Source organism: Streptomyces sp. NPDC102437 (genome assembly GCF_044765565.1).
In the GTDB taxonomy this organism is placed as follows: domain Bacteria; phylum Actinomycetota; class Actinomycetes; order Streptomycetales; family Streptomycetaceae; genus Streptomyces.
This window is the reverse complement of record NZ_JBIWKI010000008.1, coordinates 225,348-242,479: the sequence shown is the minus strand read 5'-3', so window position 1 is coordinate 242,479 and position 17,132 is coordinate 225,348. Positions and strand designations below refer to the sequence as shown.

At 70.5% G+C, this 17,132-nt stretch carries 17 protein-coding genes; 1 reads left to right on the top strand and 16 read right to left on the bottom strand.

Features of this window, described 5'->3' with window-relative positions:
* Positions 1–134: 134 nt before the first annotated feature.
* The 12 genes from coaBC to pyrR all read right to left on the bottom strand — a co-directional run bounded on the left by coaBC (position 135) and on the right by pyrR (position 13,033).
* Entirely contained in the window at positions 135–1,337 is a 1,203-nt protein-coding gene (gene coaBC / locus ACIRJP_RS13415) for a bifunctional phosphopantothenoylcysteine decarboxylase/phosphopantothenate--cysteine ligase CoaBC (RefSeq protein ID WP_404172225.1), read from the bottom strand.
* 132 nt (positions 1,338–1,469) lie between these two features.
* A complete protein-coding gene (rpoZ, locus tag ACIRJP_RS13410; RefSeq protein WP_003970369.1) occupies positions 1,470–1,742 on the bottom strand; it encodes a DNA-directed RNA polymerase subunit omega in 273 nt (90 codons plus the stop codon).
* Between the two features lie 88 nt (positions 1,743–1,830).
* Positions 1,831–2,448: a guanylate kinase gene (gene gmk, locus ACIRJP_RS13405; RefSeq protein WP_266735855.1), complete on the bottom strand. Its 618-nt coding sequence runs from the start codon at positions 2,446–2,448 to the stop codon at positions 1,831–1,833.
* A 38-nt stretch (positions 2,449–2,486) separates the two neighbouring features.
* Entirely contained in the window at positions 2,487–2,810 is a 324-nt protein-coding gene (locus ACIRJP_RS13400; protein ID WP_014157387.1) for an integration host factor, read from the bottom strand.
* Between the two features lie 244 nt (positions 2,811–3,054).
* Complete coding sequence (gene pyrF, locus ACIRJP_RS13395; protein WP_404172222.1) at positions 3,055–3,894, bottom strand: orotidine-5'-phosphate decarboxylase; 840 nt, start codon at positions 3,892–3,894, stop codon at positions 3,055–3,057.
* The gene (locus tag ACIRJP_RS13390; RefSeq protein WP_404172219.1) at positions 3,891–5,000 is read right to left on the bottom strand and encodes a quinone-dependent dihydroorotate dehydrogenase; all 1,110 of its coding nucleotides are present in this window, start codon (positions 4,998–5,000) and stop codon (positions 3,891–3,893) included. Before ACIRJP_RS13390 ends, pyrF begins: the two co-directional genes overlap by 4 nt.
* A gap of 64 nt (positions 5,001–5,064) precedes the next feature.
* Positions 5,065–8,373: a carbamoyl-phosphate synthase large subunit gene (carB, locus tag ACIRJP_RS13385; protein WP_404172216.1), complete on the bottom strand. Its 3,309-nt coding sequence runs from the start codon at positions 8,371–8,373 to the stop codon at positions 5,065–5,067.
* A complete protein-coding gene (gene carA, locus ACIRJP_RS13380) occupies positions 8,366–9,508 on the bottom strand; it encodes a glutamine-hydrolyzing carbamoyl-phosphate synthase small subunit (RefSeq protein WP_404172213.1) in 1,143 nt (380 codons plus the stop codon). The genes carB and carA overlap by 8 nt, the downstream gene beginning before the upstream one ends.
* On the bottom strand, positions 9,505–10,083 hold the full coding sequence (locus ACIRJP_RS13375) for a hypothetical protein (RefSeq protein ID WP_404172210.1): 579 nt from the start codon (positions 10,081–10,083) through the stop codon (positions 9,505–9,507). The genes carA and ACIRJP_RS13375 overlap by 4 nt, the downstream gene beginning before the upstream one ends.
* A complete protein-coding gene (locus tag ACIRJP_RS13370) occupies positions 10,080–11,366 on the bottom strand; it encodes a dihydroorotase (RefSeq protein ID WP_356089922.1) in 1,287 nt (428 codons plus the stop codon). The genes ACIRJP_RS13375 and ACIRJP_RS13370 overlap by 4 nt, the downstream gene beginning before the upstream one ends.
* 2 nt (positions 11,367–11,368) lie before the next feature.
* On the bottom strand, positions 11,369–12,355 hold the full coding sequence (locus ACIRJP_RS13365) for an aspartate carbamoyltransferase catalytic subunit (protein ID WP_404172307.1): 987 nt from the start codon (positions 12,353–12,355) through the stop codon (positions 11,369–11,371).
* A 93-nt stretch (positions 12,356–12,448) separates the two neighbouring features.
* Positions 12,449–13,033, bottom strand: a complete 585-nt coding sequence (pyrR, locus tag ACIRJP_RS13360; protein WP_072484539.1) for a bifunctional pyr operon transcriptional regulator/uracil phosphoribosyltransferase PyrR — start codon at positions 13,031–13,033, stop codon at positions 12,449–12,451.
* 221 nt (positions 13,034–13,254) lie between these two features.
* Between pyrR and bldD the strand changes: the two genes are divergently transcribed.
* Positions 13,255–13,755, top strand: coding sequence for a transcriptional regulator BldD (bldD, locus tag ACIRJP_RS13355; RefSeq protein ID WP_014044812.1), 501 nt, complete (start codon positions 13,255–13,257; stop codon positions 13,753–13,755).
* 182 nt (positions 13,756–13,937) lie between these two features.
* Here the strand turns inward: bldD and nusB are convergent, their stop codons facing one another.
* The 4 genes from nusB to ACIRJP_RS13335 form a co-directional block, all read right to left on the bottom strand.
* Positions 13,938–14,369: a transcription antitermination factor NusB gene (gene nusB, locus ACIRJP_RS13350; RefSeq protein WP_266735866.1), complete on the bottom strand. Its 432-nt coding sequence runs from the start codon at positions 14,367–14,369 to the stop codon at positions 13,938–13,940.
* Positions 14,370–14,371: 2 nt separating this feature from the next.
* Complete coding sequence (gene efp / locus ACIRJP_RS13345) at positions 14,372–14,938, bottom strand: elongation factor P (RefSeq protein ID WP_404172205.1); 567 nt, start codon at positions 14,936–14,938, stop codon at positions 14,372–14,374.
* A 50-nt stretch (positions 14,939–14,988) separates the two neighbouring features.
* A complete protein-coding gene (locus tag ACIRJP_RS13340) occupies positions 14,989–16,095 on the bottom strand; it encodes an aminopeptidase P family protein (RefSeq protein WP_404172202.1) in 1,107 nt (368 codons plus the stop codon).
* 92 nt (positions 16,096–16,187) lie between these two features.
* Entirely contained in the window at positions 16,188–17,018 is an 831-nt protein-coding gene (locus ACIRJP_RS13335; protein ID WP_404172199.1) for a Pro-rich N-terminal domain-containing protein, read from the bottom strand.
* Positions 17,019–17,132 lie beyond the last annotated feature (114 nt).

Below are 17,132 nucleotides of genomic sequence, written 5' to 3'. Positions count from 1 at the left end.
ACCACGTGTCTCGCCCTTTGGGAGTTCTGTGACCTGCGGCACGGCCCTCCGGAGCGGGCCGATTCCCCTCGGGCGATGCCATTTATGCCCATATCCCAAGGGTTTCGGCCCGGCTACGGGCACGTCACAAGAATTCATCCGAGACGTGACGACACGAGATCCCAGACCGTGTCGGCGAGTGCTTCCTTGGGTCCGTACGGCACCTGGGTCTCGCCGCCGTCGGCGGCGAGCACCACGGCCTCGTTCTCCTCCGAACCAAAGGTCCGGCGCTCCCCGACCTCGTTGACGACGAGGAGGTCGCAGCCCTTGCGGCGGAGCTTCTCCCGGCCGTTGGCGAGGACGTCGTCGGTCTCGGCGGCGAATCCGACGACGATCTGCTCCGGCCGGGCGCGTTCGCCGGCCACCTCGGCGAGGATGTCGGGGTTGCGGACCAGCGTGACGGGCGCGGGCTCCTGGCCGTCCTTCTTCTTGATCTTCCCCGTGGCGTACTCGGCGGGGCGGAAGTCGGCGACCGCCGCCGCCATCACGACCACGTCGGCGTCCGCCGCGGCCTTCAGCACGGCCTCGCGGAGCTGCACGGCGGTCCCCGCGTGCAGGACGTCGGCGCCGGCCGGGTCGGGCAGGCCGGTGTTGGCCTCGACGAGGGTGACCCGGGCACCGCGGGCGACCGCGGTGCGCGCCAGGGCGTAGCCCTGCTTGCCGGAGGAGCGGTTGCCGAGGTAGCGCACCGGGTCGAGCGGCTCGCGCGTACCGCCCGCGCTGATCACCACATGGCGGCCGGCCAGATCGGGTTCGACGGGTCCGCGGGCCAGTACCCGGCGGCAGACCTCGAAGATCTCCCCGGGATCGGGCAGCCGGCCCTTGCCGGTGTCGACGCCGGTCAGCCGGCCGACGGCGGGCTCGATCACGACGGCGCCCCGGCGGCGCAGCGTGGCGACGTTCTCCTGGGTGGCCGGGTGCTCCCACATCTCGGTGTGCATGGCGGGCGCGAAGACGACCGGACAGCGGGCGGTGAGCAGCGTGTTGGTGAGCAGGTCGTCGGCGAGGCCGTGGGCCGCCCTGGCGAGCATGTCGGCGGTGGCGGGGGCGACGACCACCAGGTCGGCGCCCTGCCCGATCCTGACGTGCGGCACCTCGTGGACGTCGTTCCAGACCTCGGTGGAGACCGGGTGGCCGGAGAGCGCGGACCACGTGGCCGCTCCCACGAAGTGCAGCGACGACTCGGTCGGTACGACGCGCACGTCATGACCGGACTCGGTCAGCCGGCGCAGCAGTTCGCACGCCTTGTACGCGGCGATGCCTCCGCTGACCCCCAGAACGACCTTCGGCTTGTCCACTGCGTCTCCCCGCACTCGGATACGAACACCCCCATGCTGCCTCACCGGGGCCGGTCCGCCGCTGTCGCCCCGGACACACCTCAGGCCCGGCGGTCGCGGCCGCCGGGCCTGAGGTGAAGGTGCAATTCCTGCTTACTGCGCGGGGCCCTCGATGGCCTCGGAGGTGAGCAGGCCCGCGTTGATCTCGCGGAGCGCGATCGAGAGCGGCTTCTCGTGCACGTGGGTGTCGACGAGCGGACCGACGTACTCCAGGAGACCCTCGCCGAGCTGCGAGTAGTACGCGTTGATCTGGCGCGCGCGCTTGGCGGCGTAGATCACGAGGCTGTACTTCGAGTCGGTGGCCTCGAGGAGCTCATCAATCGGCGGGTTGATGATGCCCTCGGGCGTGGTGATGGAAGAGGACACTCTCTGCCTTCCGAAGGGGGTAAAGATCAAAGAAATCTTTGACGGTGCGGAGTTCCGCGGTGGCGCGTACCGAATTCTTCAGCGTCCGTCAGTCGCTGTCGGCACGGTGGCCGGAAGCCTCCAGCATCAAGGCTAGCAGCTCACGGGCCACGTCCTCGACGGAGGTGTTGACCAGCGTCGTGTCGAACTCGGCCTCGGCGGCCAGTTCGACCTTGGCGGCGGCGAGCCGGCGATCGATCACCTCGGGCGCCTCGGTCCCTCGGCCGGTGAGCCGGCGGACCAGCTCCTCCCAGCTCGGCGGGGCCAGGAAGACCAGCTGGGCGTCCGACATCGACTGCCGGACCAGCCGGGCACCCTGGAGATCGATCTCCAGCAGCACCGGCTCACCCGCCTCCAGGCGGTCGAGCACGGCGCGGCGGGGCGTGCCGTAGCGGTTGCCCGCGAACTCGGCCCACTCCAGCAGCTCGCCGTTGGCGATCAGCTTGTCGAACTCCTCGTTGTCCACGAAGAAGTAGTGGACACCGTTGCGCTCGCCGGGGCGCGGCTTGCGGGTCGTCGCCGACACCGAGAGCCAGACCTCGGGGTGGACCTTGCGCATATGAGCGACGACCGTGCTCTTGCCGACCCCGGAGGGGCCGGAGAGCACGGTCAGCCGCGGACGTACGTCCGGGGGTACGGGGGACGTCCCCCGGGATGTTGCAGCCATGGAGCGATTATCCAGGTTCTCAGGAGTGCCTGAGAACGTCAGGCGGCGCTGCCGCCGAACTCGCGCTCCAGGGATGCGATCTGGTTGGAGCCGAGACCCCGGACCCGGCGGCTCTCGGAGATGCCGAGCCGCTCCATGATCTGCTTGGCGCGGACCTTGCCCACGCCCGGCAGGGACTCCAGGAGGGCGGAGACCTTCATCTTGCCGATGACGTCGTTCTCCTGGCCCTGCTTGATGACCTCGTGGAGGGAGGCGCCGGAGTGCTTGAGTCGATTCTTGACCTCGGCCCGCTCCCGGCGAGCCGCGGCGGCCTTTTCGAGCGCGGCTGCGCGCTGTTCAGGGGTAAGGGGCGGAAGAGCCACGCCTACGTCACCTCGGATGTCGATCTGTCGGATACGGACCAGTGCGGAAGCTGAACGCTCCACACCAGGTGAGCGACGGACAACTTGTGTACGTCGGCTCTCGTCGGAGACTAGCGGCCAAGGCCGCCCGAGTCAGCGAGAACCAACGAAAAGTCCTGGTCAGCCTTGGCCGACCAGGACATTTCCGGCATAACAACCGAGTTTTTTGGTCAGGAAAGAGTCAACACCCGGTTACATGGCATGGTCAGCTACCCGCCACGGCTGCCCGGATCTCGTCCGTGAGCCGTTCGGCGGCCTGCCTCAGTCCCGCCGCGTCCGGTCCCTGACTCAGCACGCCGCGGCTCACGCTGGGCACCACATTGCCCACCGAGGCGCCGAAGACTTTGGGCAGATCCGCGGGCGTGGCGCCCTGCGCCCCGATCCCGGGAGCGAGCAGCGGCCCGTTGATCGCCAGGTTCGCTCCCGCGTCCCCGAGCGTGGCTCCGACCACCGCGCCGACGGATCCGAGCGGGGCCATCCCCTCGTTCTCGGCGGCCATGTGGTCGAGCATGAGCTGGGCCAGCGAGCGGCCGTCGGCGGTGGTGGCGCGCTGCACCTCGGCGCCCTCCGGGTTGGAGGTGAGGGCCAGCACGAAGACGCCCGCACCGGAGAGGACCGCCGCGTCGAGCGCCGGCCGCAGCGAGCCGAAGCCGAGGTACGGCGAGACGGTGACCGCGTCCGAGAACAGCGGCGAGTCCTTCTCCAGGTAGGTCGCCGCGTAGGCGCCCATGGTGGAGCCGATGTCGCCGCGCTTGGCGTCCATCAGCACCAGCGCGCCGGCCGCCCGCGCCTCCTGGACCGCCTTCTCCAGGACTGCGATGCCGCGCGAGCCGAAGCGCTCGAAGAACGCGGACTGCGGCTTGAGCACGGCGACCCGGTCGGCCAGTGCCTCCACGACGGTGCGCGTGAAGCGTTCGAGCCCGGCGACGTCGTCGTTCAGGCCCCAGGCGGTGAGCAGCGAGGCGTGCGGATCGATGCCGACGCACAGCGGGCCGCGGGTGTCCATGGCGCGGCGCAGGCGCACGCCGAAGTGTTCGGTGCTCATGCGGTGGCCTTCCTGGTCTGAGCGCCGACGGCCTCGGCGAGGGTGGCGTACGGGGAGGCGGCGAGGCGCGCGGCCAGGCCCTTGTGGATGGCGCGGGCGTAGAACGGGCCCTCGTAGATGAAGGCGCTGTAGCCCTGGACGAGGGTGGCGCCGGCCAGGATGCGCTGCCAGGCGTCCTCGGCGTTCTCGATGCCCCCGACGCCGACCAGGGTGATCCGGTCGCCCACGCGCGCGTAGAGGCGGCTCAGCACCTCCAGCGAGCGGGACTTGAGGGGGGCGCCGGAGAGTCCGCCGGTCTCCTGGACCAGGGACGGCGGGGACTTCAGGCCGAGGCCCTGGCGGGCGATGGTGGTGTTGGTGGCGATGATGCCGTCCAGGCCCAGCTCGACCGCGAGGTCGGCGACCGCGTCGACGTCCTCGTCCGCGAGGTCCGGGGCGATCTTGACCAGCAGCGGCACCCGGCGTCCGGTGACGGTCCGGTCGGCCGCTTCGCGCACGGCGCTGAGCAGGGGCCGCAGCGCCTCGGTGGCCTGGAGGTTGCGCAGCCCCGGGGTGTTGGGCGAGGAGACGTTCACGACGAGGTAGTCGGCGTGGGCGGCGAGCCGCTCGGTGGACTTCACGTAGTCGTCGGCCGCTTCGGCCTCCGGCACGACCTTCGTCTTGCCGATGTTGACGCCGACCGTGGTCCGGAAGACCGGCCTGCGGGCGGCGAGGCGGGCGGCGACGGCGGCCGAGCCCTCGTTGTTGAAGCCCATGCGGTTGATCAGCGCGCGGTCCGCGACGAGGCGGAAGAGGCGCTTCTTGGGGTTGCCGGGCTGCGGCTCGCCGGTGACCGTACCGATCTCGATGTGGTCGAAGCCGAGCATCGACATGCCGTCGATCGCGACGGCGTTCTTGTCGAAGCCGGCGGCGAGGCCGAACGGGCCGTGCATCCGCAGGCCGAGGGCCTCCGTGCGCAGCTCCTTGTACCGGGGCGCGAGCGCGGCGGCGACAAAGGTGCGCAGCACGGGGGTCCGGGCGGCGAGGCGGATCCACCGGAAGGCCAGGTAGTGGGCCTGTTCCGGGTCCATCCGCTTGAAGACCAGCCGGAAGAAGAACTTGTACATCGGGGTGTCCTCGGTGTCCTCACGGAGAGGGGGACACCGTTTCCGGTGTCCCCCTGTCGGTCTGCTAGTCGCGGGCCGCGGTCAGATGTTCCGCGTGTTCCTGGAGGGAACTGACGCCGACGCCTCCGTGGGTGAGTGCGTCGATGCCCTGGACGGCGGCGGCGAGCGCCTGGACCGTCGTCAGGCACGGCACGGACCGGGCCACGGCCGCGGTACGGATCTCGTAGCCGTCGAGACGGCCGCCCGTTCCGTACGGCGTGTTGACGATGAGGTCGACCTCGCCGTCGTGGATCAGCTGGACGATGGTCTTCTCGCCCTGCGGGCCCACGCCCTCGGACTGCTTGCGCACGACCTTGGCGTTGATGCCGTTGCGCTTGAGGACCTCGGCGGTGCCGGAGGTGGCGAGCAGCTCGAAGCCGTGGGCGACGAGTTCGCGCGCCGGGAAGATCATCGAGCGCTTGTCGCGGTTGGCGACGGAGATGAAGGCGCGGCCCTTGGTGGGCAGCGGGCCGTACGCGCCGGCCTGCGACTTGGCGTACGCCGTGCCGAAGACCGAGTCGATGCCCATGACCTCACCGGTGGAGCGCATCTCCGGGCCGAGGACGGTGTCGACACCACGGCCGTGGATGTCGCGGAAGCGCGACCACGGCATGACGGCCTCCTTGACGGAGATCGGCGCGTCCAGCGGCAGGGTGCCGCCGTCGCCGTTGGCCGGGAGCAGGCCCTCGGCGCGCAGCTCGGCGATGGTCGCGCCCAGCGAGATGCGGGCGGCGGCCTTGGCGAGCGGGACCGCGGTCGCCTTCGAGGTGAAGGGGACGGTGCGGGAGGCGCGCGGGTTGGCCTCCAGGACGTAGAGGATGTCGCCGGAGAGCGCGAACTGGATGTTGATCAGCCCGCGTACGCCGACGCCCTTGGCGATGCCCTCGGTGGAGGCCCGCAGCCGCTTGATGTCGTAGCCGCCGAGCGTGATCGGGGGCAGCGCGCAGGCGGAGTCGCCGGAGTGGATACCGGCCTCCTCGATGTGCTCCATGACGCCGCCGAGGTAGAGCTCGGTGCCGTCGTAGAGCGCGTCGACGTCGATCTCGATGGCGTCGTCGAGGAAGCGGTCGACCAGGACCGGCCGGGTGGGGCTGATCTCGGTGGACTCGGCGATGTACGAGGAGAGGCGCATCTCGTCGTACACGATCTCCATGCCGCGGCCGCCGAGCACGTAGCTGGGGCGGACGAGGACGGGGTAGCCGATCTCGTCGGCGATGGCCTTGGCCTCGTCGAAGGTGGTGGCGGTGCCGTGCTTCGGGGCAGGGAGTCCGGCCTCGGCCAGGACGCGGCCGAAGGCGCCCCGGTCCTCGGCGGCGTGGATGGCCTCCGGAGATGTGCCGACGACCGGCACGCCGTTGTCCTTGAGCGCCTGCGACAGGCCCAGCGGGGTCTGGCCGCCGAGCTGGACGATGACACCGGCGACCGGTCCGGCGAGGGTCTCCGCGTGCACGATCTCCAGCACGTCTTCCAGCGTCAGCGGCTCGAAGTACAGGCGGTCGGAGGTGTCGTAGTCGGTGGAGACGGTCTCCGGGTTGCAGTTGACCATCACGGTCTCGTAGCCCGCGTCGCTCAGCGCGAAGGAGGCGTGGACGCAGGAGTAGTCGAACTCGATGCCCTGGCCGATACGGTTGGGGCCGGAGCCGAGGATGATCACCGCGGGCTTGGTACGGGACGCGACCTCGTTCTCCTCGTCGTAGGAGGAGTAGAAGTACGGCGTCTTCGCGGCGAACTCGGCGGCGCAGGTGTCGACCGTCTTGTAGACCGGGCGGATGCCCAGCGCGTGCCGCACCTCGCGCACGACGTCCTCGCGCAGGCTGCGGATCTCGGCGATCTGCGCGTCGGAGAAGCCGTGCCGCTTGGCCTCGGCGAGCAGTTCGGGGCCCAGCTCGTCGGCGGCGGCGAGCTCGTCGGCGATCTCCTTGATCAGGAAGAGCTGGTCGACGAACCAGGGGTCGATCTTCGTGGCTTCGAAGACCTCTTCCTGGGTGGCGCCGGCCCTGATCGCCTGCATGACGGTGTTGATCCGGCCGTCGGTCGGGCGGACCGCCTCGGCCAGCAGCTCGGCCTTGTCGCCGGGCTCGCCGACGAAGGAGAACTGCGAGCCCTTCTTCTCCAGCGAGCGGAGCGCCTTCTGGAGCGCCTCGGTGAAGTTCCGGCCGATCGCCATGGCCTCGCCCACCGACTTCATGGTGGTGGTGAGGGTGGAGTCGGCGGAGGGGAACTTCTCGAAGGCGAACCGCGGGGCCTTGACCACGACGTAGTCGAGGGTCGGCTCGAAGGAGGCCGGCGTCTTCTCGGTGATGTCGTTGGGGATCTCGTCGAGCGTGTAGCCGACGGCCAGCTTGGCGGCGATCTTGGCGATCGGGAAGCCGGTGGCCTTGGAGGCGAGCGCCGAGGAGCGGGAGACGCGCGGGTTCATCTCGATCACGATGACCCGGCCGTCGGTCGGGTCGATGGCGAACTGGATGTTGCAGCCACCGGTGTCGACGCCGACCTCGCGGATGATCGCGATGCCGACGTCGCGCAGCCGCTGGTACTCGCGGTCGGTGAGCGTCATCGCCGGCGCGACGGTGATCGAGTCACCGGTGTGGACACCCATCGGGTCGAAGTTCTCGATGGAGCAGACGACCACGACGTTGTCGTTCTTGTCGCGCATCAGCTCCAGCTCGTACTCCTTCCAGCCGAGGATGGACTCCTCCAGGAGCACCTCGGTGGTCGGCGAGAGCGTGAGGCCCTGTCCGGCGATGCGGCGCAGCTCGTCCTCGTCGTGCGCGAAGCCGGAGCCGGCGCCGCCCATCGTGAAGGAGGGGCGGACGACGACGGGGTAGCCGCCGAGCGTCTCGACGCCCGCGAGGACGTCGTCCATGGAGTGGCAGATGACCGAGCGGGCGGACTCGCCGTAACCGATCTTCGCCTTGACGGCCTCGACGACGCCCTTGAAGAGGTCGCGGTCCTCGCCCTTGTTGATGGCCTCGACGTTGGCGCCGATGAGCTCGACGCCGTATTTCTCCAGGACACCGTTCTCGTGCATGGAGATCGCGGTGTTGAGCGCGGTCTGGCCGCCCAGGGTGGGGAGCAGCGCGTCGGGGCGCTCCTTGGCGATGATCTTCTCGACGAATTCGGGGGTGATCGGCTCGACGTACGTGGCGTCGGCGATCTCCGGGTCGGTCATGATCGTCGCCGGGTTGGAGTTCACCAGGATGACGCGCAGGCCCTCGACCTTGAGGACGCGGCAGGCCTGCGTGCCGGAGTAGTCGAACTCTGCGGCCTGTCCGATGACGATCGGGCCGGAGCCGATGACCAGGACGGACTGGATATCGGAGCGCTTAGGCACGCTGGCCCTCCATCAGGGAGACGAAACGGTCGAAGAGGTACGCGGCGTCGTGCGGGCCGGCGGCTGCTTCGGGGTGGTACTGGACGCTGAAGGCGGGCTGGTCGAGGAGCTGGAGCCCCTCGACGACCTGGTCGTTCAGGCAGACGTGGGAGACCTCGGCGCGGCCGAACTTCGTCTCGGACACCTTGTCGAGCGGGGCGTCGACGGCGAAGCCGTGGTTGTGCGCGGTGACCTCGACCTTGCCGGTCGTGCGGTCCTGCACGGGCTGGTTGATGCCGCGGTGGCCGTACTTCAGCTTGTAGGTGCCGAAGCCGAGGGCGCGGCCGAGGATCTGGTTGCCGAAGCAGATGCCGAAGAGCGGGGTCTTCCGCTCCAGGACGCCCTGCATGACGGAGACCGGGTGGTCGGCGGTGGCCGGGTCGCCGGGGCCGTTGGAGAAGAACACGCCGTCGGGCTCGACCGCGTACACGTCCTCCAGGGTGGCGGTTGCGGGCAGCACGTGCACCTCGATGCCGCGCTCGGCCATCCGGTGCGGGGTCATGCCCTTGATGCCGAGGTCGATCGCGGCGACGGTGAACTTCTTGGTGCCGATCGCGGGGACGACGTACGTCTCCTTGGTGGCGACCTCGGCACAGAGGTCGGCGCCGACCATCTCGGGGGCCCGCAGGACCCGGGCCAGCAGCGTGGCCTCGTCGGCGACGGCGTCACCGGAGAAGATGCCGACGCGCATGGCGCCGCGCTCGCGCAGGTGGCGGGTGAGCGCGCGGGTGTCGACACCGCTGATGCCGACGACGCCCTGGCGCTCCAGTTCCTCGTCGAGCGAGCGCTGCGAGCGCCAGTTGGAGGGGACCCGGGCGGGGTCGCGGACGACGTAGCCGGAGACCCAGATCCGTCCGGACTCGGGGTCCTCGTCGTTCACCCCGGTGTTCCCGACGTGCGGGGCGGTCATCACGACGACCTGGCGGTGGTACGAGGGGTCGGTCAGCGTCTCCTGGTAGCCGGTCATGCCGGTGGAGAAAACCGCCTCGCCGAAGGTCTCCCCCACGGCCCCGTAGGCGCGGCCGCGGAAGGCGCGGCCGTCCTCCAGGACGAGTACGGCGGGAGCTTTGGCGGCTCCCCGGGTGGAGATCGTCATCGTGCGGTGCCTTCCGTAGTTCTGGTGAGTTGGTCGATGGCCTCGACCCAGGCCGGGTGCTCGGCGGAGCGGTCGGAGCGGAATCCGGAGTCGATCAGCTTGTCGCCGTGCGCCCAGGTGATGATCAGCAGGCCGCCCTCGGGGAGGACCTTGCCGGCGATGCCCTTGTCGAGCCGGGCCCCGCGCAGGGCGGCGGCCGGCAAGAAGAAGTCCGCGGCCCCGGGCCGTACGACGTCCAGGCCCTGTTCGGTCAGGGTGAGCTCGACGCGGCTTCGGGTGCCCAGGCCGTGGGCGACGATCCGGTCGAGCCACTGCCCGGCGGTGGTCGAGGCGTGGTACCGGCCGGACAGTGTGAGCAGCTTCTCGCCGTCCGCGAACCCCTCGGGGGTGGCGGCGAGCTCCGGCAGGTCGGACTGGAGGCTGCCCCGCCACTTCCATCCCTGGCGCATCAGCCAGTAGACGAAGGCGATGAGGACGATCAGTCCGATGACCCAGCTGATCCGGGCGGACCAGTCGGTCACTTCGGCCGACTTCCGTTCGGCGGCGAGCTGGTACAGAGAGGTGAGTGATGTCACGCGAGCTTCCCGTCGACGACCGTGGCACGGCCCCGCAGGAAGGTGTGGGTGACTCGGCCCGGCAGCTCGCGCCCCTCGTACGGAGTGTTGCGGCTGCGGGAGGCGAAGCCCGCGGGGTCCACGACACCACGGTAAGCCGGATCGACCAGGGTGAGGTTGGCGGGCTCACCGGCCGAGACGGGCCGGCCGTGTCCGTCGAGCCGTCCGATGGCGGCCGGACGGAACGACATCCGGTCGGCGACGCCCGCCCAGTCGATCATTCCGGTCTCGACCATCGTCTGCTGGACGACGGAGAGCGCGGTCTCCAGGCCGACCATGCCCATGGCGGCGGCGGCCCACTCGCAGTCCTTGTCCTCGTGCGGGTGCGGGGCGTGGTCGGTGGCGACGCAGTCGATGGTGCCGTCGGCGAGCGCCTCGCGCAGGGCCATGACGTCGGCCTCGGTGCGCAGCGGCGGGTTCACCTTGTAGACCGGGTTGTAGGACCGTACGAGCTCGTCGGTGAGGAGCAGGTGGTGCGGGGTGACCTCGGCGGTGACGTTCCAGCCCTTGGACTTGGCCCAGCGGACGATCTCGACGGAGCCGGCGGTCGACAGGTGGCAGATGTGGACCCGGGAGCCGACGTGGGCGGCGAGCAGCACGTCGCGGGCGATGATCGACTCCTCGGCGACGGCGGGCCAGCCGCCGAGACCGAGTTCGGCGGAGACGACGCCCTCGTTCATCTGGGCACCCTCGGTGAGGCGGGGCTCCTGGGCGTGCTGGGCGACGACGCCGTCGAATGCCTTCACGTACTCCAGCGCGCGGCGCATGATCACCGCGTCGTCGACGCACTTGCCGTCGTCGGAGAAGACCTTCACACCGGCGGCCGAATCGTGCATGGCGCCGAGCTCGGCGAGCTTCTTGCCCTCCAGGCCGACGGTGACGGCGCCGATCGGCTGCACGTCGCAGTAGCCGGACTCCTTGCCGAGCCGCCAGACCTGCTCGACGACGCCGGCGGTGTCGGCGACCGGGAAGGTGTTGGCCATCGCGTGCACAGCGGTGAAGCCGCCGACGGCCGCGGCCTTGGTGCCGGTGAGAACTGTCTCGGAGTCCTCGCGGCCGGGCTCGCGCAGGTGGGTGTGGAGGTCGACCAGGCCGGGCAGCAGGATCAGGCCCTCGGCCTCGACGACGGTCGCGTCGCCGGCCTCGATGCCGGTGGAGACGGCGGCGATGGTCTCGCCGTCGATCAGGACGTCCTGGGGTTCGCCGCCGAGGATCTTCGCGCCGCGGATAAGGATCTTGCTCATGGTTACTTGTTCTCCTCGGTACGGGACGGGGCGGCGGGGGCGGCGGATTCGTACCCGCCCAGCAGCAGGTACAGGACGGCCATGCGGATCGAGACGCCGTTGGCGACCTGCTCGACGACCGTGCACCGGTCGGAGTCGGCGACCTCGGCGGTGATCTCCATGCCGCGCACCATCGGGCCGGGGTGCATGACGACGGCGTGCTCGGGCATCCGCGCCATGCGGTCGGCGTCCAGGCCGTAGCGGCGGGAGTACTCGCGCTCGGTCGGGAAGTACGCGGCGTTCATCCGTTCACGCTGCACACGCAGCATCATCACCGCGTCGGACTGCGGCAGCACGTCGTCGAGGCTGTAGCTGACGTCGCAGGGCCACCGCTCGACGCCGACCGGGACGAGGGTCGGCGGGGCCACCAGGGTGACGTGGGCGCCGAGCGTGGTCAGCAGGTGCACGTTGGAGCGGGCCACCCGGCTGTGCAGGATGTCGCCGACGATGGTGATCCGGCGGCCTTCGAGGTCCCGGCCGAGACCGCTGTCGGTCCCGACCAGGCGGCGGCGCATCGTGAAGGCGTCCAGGAGGGCCTGGGTGGGGTGCTCGTGGGTGCCGTCGCCGGCGTTGACGACGGCGCCGTCGATCCAGCCGGAGGTGGCGAGGCGGTACGGGGCGCCGGAGGCGCCGTGCCGGATGACGACGGCGTCGGCGCCCATCGCCTCCAGGGTCAGCGCGGTGTCCTTGAGCGATTCGCCCTTGGAGACGGACGAGCCCTTCGCGGAGAAGTTGATGACGTCCGCGGAGAGACGCTTGGCGGCGGCCTCGAAGGAGATGCGGGTGCGGGTCGAGTCCTCGAAGAAGAGGTTGACGACGGTGCGGCCGCGCAGGGTGGGGAGCTTCTTGATCGGCCGGTCCGCGACCCTGGCCATCTCCTCGGCGGTGTCGAGGATCAGGACGGCGTCGTCGCGGGTGAGATCGGCGGCCGAGATGAGGTGGCGCTTCATCTGGGTGTTCTCCGGGTGGCTGGAGGGTTCAGGCATGCGGGCGTGCGGAAGCAGCGGTACGGGCTCGTGGTGCGCCGTACGGGTGTGGTGGGGCTACTGCTCGCCCGTGGGTGCGGTCCGCTCGACACCGAGCAGCACGGCGTCCCGGCCGTCCTCCTCGGCGAGCTGGACCTTGACCGTCTCCCGCAGCGACGTGGGGAGGTTCTTGCCGACGTAGTCGGCGCGGATCGGGAGTTCGCGGTGACCGCGGTCGACGAGGACCGCGAGCTGCACGGCGCGGGGCCGGCCGATGTCGCCCAGTGCGTCGAGGGCGGCGCGGATCGTGCGGCCCGAGAAGAGGACGTCGTCGACGAGGACGACCAGGCGGCCCTCGATGCCCTCTCCGGGGATGTCGGTGCGGGCCAGGGCGCGCGCCGGGCGCAGCCGCAGGTCGTCGCGGTACATGGTGATGTCGAGGGAGCCGACCGGCATCTTCCCGCCAGTGATCTCTTCGAGCTTCTCGGCGAGCCGACGGGCGAGGAAGACGCCTCGCGTCGGGATGCCGAGGAGAACCACGTCGTCGGCGCCCTTGGCGCGTTCGACGATCTCGTGGGCGATCCGGGTCAGTACCCGGGCGATGTCGGGAGCCTCAAGAACGGGGCGTGCCGCATTGCCGGTGGCTTCGTGCTGTGCGTCCATAAGAAACGGACCTCCTTCTCCGTCTCACGGGACGGACCTTAAAGGACGTCGAAATTGCGTCAACCACGTTACCAGGGCTTGCGCCGGCTCCCGCTCCCGCCCCCGGGAGATGCCGGTCCGGACCATTCGGCTTGACGCATCCAAGTAACGCTGCGTAACCTCACAGTGAGTCACCAGCAACGCGGCGGAGCCGCGAAACGTCCCAGCGTCCGGGGAGCCTTATGTCCAGCGAATACGCAAAACAGCTCGGGGCCAAACTCCGTGCCATCCGCACCCAGCAGGGCCTCTCCCTCCATGGCGTGGAGGAGAAGTCCCAGGGCCGCTGGAAGGCCGTCGTGGTCGGCTCGTACGAGCGCGGCGACCGCGCCGTGACCGTGCAGCGCCTCGCTGAGCTCGCGGACTTCTACGGGGTCCCCGTCCAGGAGCTCCTGCCCGGTACGACGCCCGGCGGCGCCGCCGAGCCGCCGCCGAAGCTCGTCCTGGACCTGGAGCGCCTTGCCCACGTCCCGCCGGAGAAGGCCGGTCCGCTGCAGCGCTACGCGGCGACGATCCAGAGCCAGCGCGGTGACTACAACGGCAAGGTGCTCTCGATCCGCCAGGACGACCTGCGCACACTGGCCGTGATCTACGACCAGTCGCCCTCCGTGCTCACGGAGCAGCTGATCAGCTGGGGTGTGCTGGACGCGGACGCGCGTCGCGCCGTGGCCCACGAAGAGGGCTGACGGCCCCCTGAAGAAACGTACCGCCGTGTCGGTGCGGTTCACCCCATCGGGTGCCCGCGCCGACACGGCTTTTTCGTGTGCGCCGGGCAGCCCGCGGCGGAGCGTGTGTGACGGGCCCACGCACGCCGAAGGGCCCACGGTCGAGCGACCGTGGGCCCTTCGGCGGCTGAACGCCGCCGGAGCTACTGCTCCCGGCGGAGGTTCGGCTTGAGGTCCTTGAAGCGGGCCAGCAGCCCGTTCACGAAGGACGGGGAGTCGTCGGTGGAGAACTCCTTGGCGAGCTGGACCGCCTCGTCGATGACCACCGCGTCCGGGGTGCCGTCCTCCCAGATCAGCTCGTAGGCACCGAGCCGCAGGATGTTCCGGTCGACGACCGGCATGCGGTCGATCTCCCAGTCCACCGCGTAGGTCACGATGAGGTCGTCGATCCGGTCCGCGTACTGCGCGTACCCCTCGACGAGCTCCATCGTGTACTCGGTGACCGGCGGCTGACGGTTGTCGGCCCGCGAGTGCCGCACCCAGTCCGCGAGGACCGTCTGCACGGACTCGCCGCGCTGGTCGGCCTCGAAGAGGATCTGGAAGGCGCGCTTGCGGGCCTTGTTCCGGGCAGCCACGGTTAGCTGTTCACCCGGCCGAGGTAGTCGCTGGTGCGGGTGTCGACCTTGACCTTCTCACCGGTGGTGATGAAGAGCGGGACCTGGATCTGGTAACCGGTCTCCAGGGTGGCGGGCTTGGTGCCACCGGTGGAGCGGTCGCCCTGGACGCCCGGCTCGGTCTCCTTGATGACGAGCTCGACGGCGGCCGGGAGCTCGACGTAGAGCACCTCGCCCTCGTGCTGAGCGACGGAGGCCTTGAATCCCTCGATCAGGAAGTTGGCGGCGTCGCCGACGGACTTGCGGTCGACCATGAGCTGGTCGTACGTGTCCATGTCCATGAAGACGAAGTACTCGCCGTCCATGTACGAGAACTCCATGTCGCGACGGTCGATGGTGGCCGTTTCGACCTTCACACCGGCGTTGAACGTCTTGTCGACGACCTTGCCGGAGAGCACGTTCTTGAGCTTGGTGCGCACGAAGGCCGGGCCCTTGCCGGGCTTGACGTGCTGGAACTCGACGACGGACCAGAGCTGGCCTCCGTCGAGCTTGAGCACCATGCCGTTCTTGAGGTCGTTCGTGGAAGCCACGGTTGCGGAATCTCCTGGACTGAAGCTGGTGGAACGACCGAGGATGCGCGCTAGAGCGCGAGCAGCTCCTTGGTCGTAATGGTGAGTAGCTCGGGTCCGCCGTCCGCCTCGGGGCGCACGACGAGCGTGTCATCGATCCGGACCCCGCCCCGGCCCGGGAGGTGGACCCCCGGTTCGACGGTGACCGGCACACAAGCGTCCAGTTTACCCATGGCCGCAGGTGCCAACTGCGGGTCCTCGTCGATTTCGAGTCCCACCCCGTGCCCGGTCCAGGGTGCCAGACCCCGGCCGTGCCCCGCCGAGTCCAGGACATAGCGGGCCGCGCGGTCCACGTCACGGTAGGCGGCGCCCGGTACGAGGGCCTCGCGGCCGGCCCGCTGAGCGGCGAAAACCAGGTCGTAGAGCTCGATCTGCCAGTCGGCGGGCGTCGTCCCGATGACGAACGTGCGGCCGATCTCGCAGCGGTAGCCGCGATAGTTCGCGCCGAGGCAGACGGAGAGGAAATCTCCTTCCTCCACCCGTCGGTCCGAGGGGCGGTGGCGGCCCTGGCCCGAGTTCGGGCCGGTGGCCACGGAGGTGGCGAATGCGGGGCCGTCGGCGCCATGGTCCACGAGGCGGCGCTCCAGCTCCAGGGCGAGATGCCGTTCGGTGCGGCCCACCAGAATGGATTCGAGGAGTTCGCCCAGGGCCTGGTCGGTGATCTCGGCGGCGATCCGCAGACAGGCGATCTCCTCCTCGTCCTTGACCACCCGCAGCTGCTCGACGGTGGCCCCGAGGTCGGCCAGCCTCAGCCGCGGGGCGACCGAGCCCATGGCCCGGTGGCGCGCGACCGTCAGGTGGTGCTCCTCGACGGCCAGCGACTCCGCGCCCGTGGAACCAGCCAGATCGGCGGCCGCGACCACGGGATCGCCGTCGGAGGGAGGCAGCAGGGAGACCCGCAGCTGATCGTCGGTGCGCCCGTCGGCCGGGTCGCCGCCCGGGGCCCGGGGAGAGACCAGGACGTCCCCGGCGGGTCCGAGCAGCAGCACGGCACCCGGCGGCGCACCGCCCGCGAGATAGCGGACGTTGGCGGGGCGGGATACCAGGGCGGCCGCGGATCCGACGGCGGCGCACCGGTCGCGAAGCAGCCCGCGGCGGACGGCGTACACCTCTGACATGTCACGAGCCTACGAGCGGTGGCGCGGGCCTGCTCGGTCAGCGCGCCCGACCGGGGGGCGACCGGGCACCGGATGCACCACCCGGTGACGGTTCACCAGGCCGGCGGGCTGGCTATGGAGCGGGCGAGGATGTCGTCCAGGACGCGGGCGGTGGTCTCCACGTCGTACGTCGAGTTGTCGACGATCGGCAGGCCGGAGCCGTACCAGCCGGCCATCCGGCCGTGAATCCTGGCGACCTCCTCGTCCGAGAGGCGGCGGTTGCCGCTCCGGGCGGCGTTGCGCTCCAGCACGATCTCCAGGCCGGGCAGCAGGACGACGGGCAGGAGTCCGGGGCCGACGTGGCGCTTCCAGCCGCCGAGCCCGACGACCGGGCGGTCGGGGAAGACGGCGTCGTCGAGGATGCAGGAGATGCCGTTGGCGAGGAAGTTGCGGGCGGCGAAGCCGCAGGTGCGGCGGGCCAGGCGGTACTGGGCCTCGGAGTGGTCGTTCCACCCGGCCTGCGGGTCGGCGAAACCGGAGCAGACCCATTCGCGGACGTCGTCGAGGCTGACATGGGCGGTGGGCACCCGGCGGCGGCTGGCCCAGAGCTTGGCCACGGTGGTCTTGCCGGCGCCCGCGGGGCCGATCAGGAGGACCGCGAGGGTCGTACTGCCGGTGCCGGGCTCGGCGGGCGGCGCGGGCAGCGGGACCGGGCCGCCGGGCGGCAGCTGGACGTGTCCCGTGGTCTCCCTGAGGGGAGGGCCCGGGGCATGGTGCGGGGCGGGCCCGCTCCACCCGCCGGGCGCGGGCGGGGTCATGGGCGGCGGCCCCGGCGGACCGGGGTGGCCGGGGTGGCCGGGGTGCTGGGCCTGGTGCGACCAGCCGACAGGTCCGCTTCCGGGTCCTTGGGGCGGCGGCAGCGGGGCCCCCACTGCGTGCTGCATCCGGTGCCACTCCGTCTCGTACAGGCAACTGGCGCTGGTGGAACGGCAACCGTACCGTCCCCGGCCGCCGCTGGAACAACGGCCGGGGACGCGTAACAGTGCCCGGATGGCCGG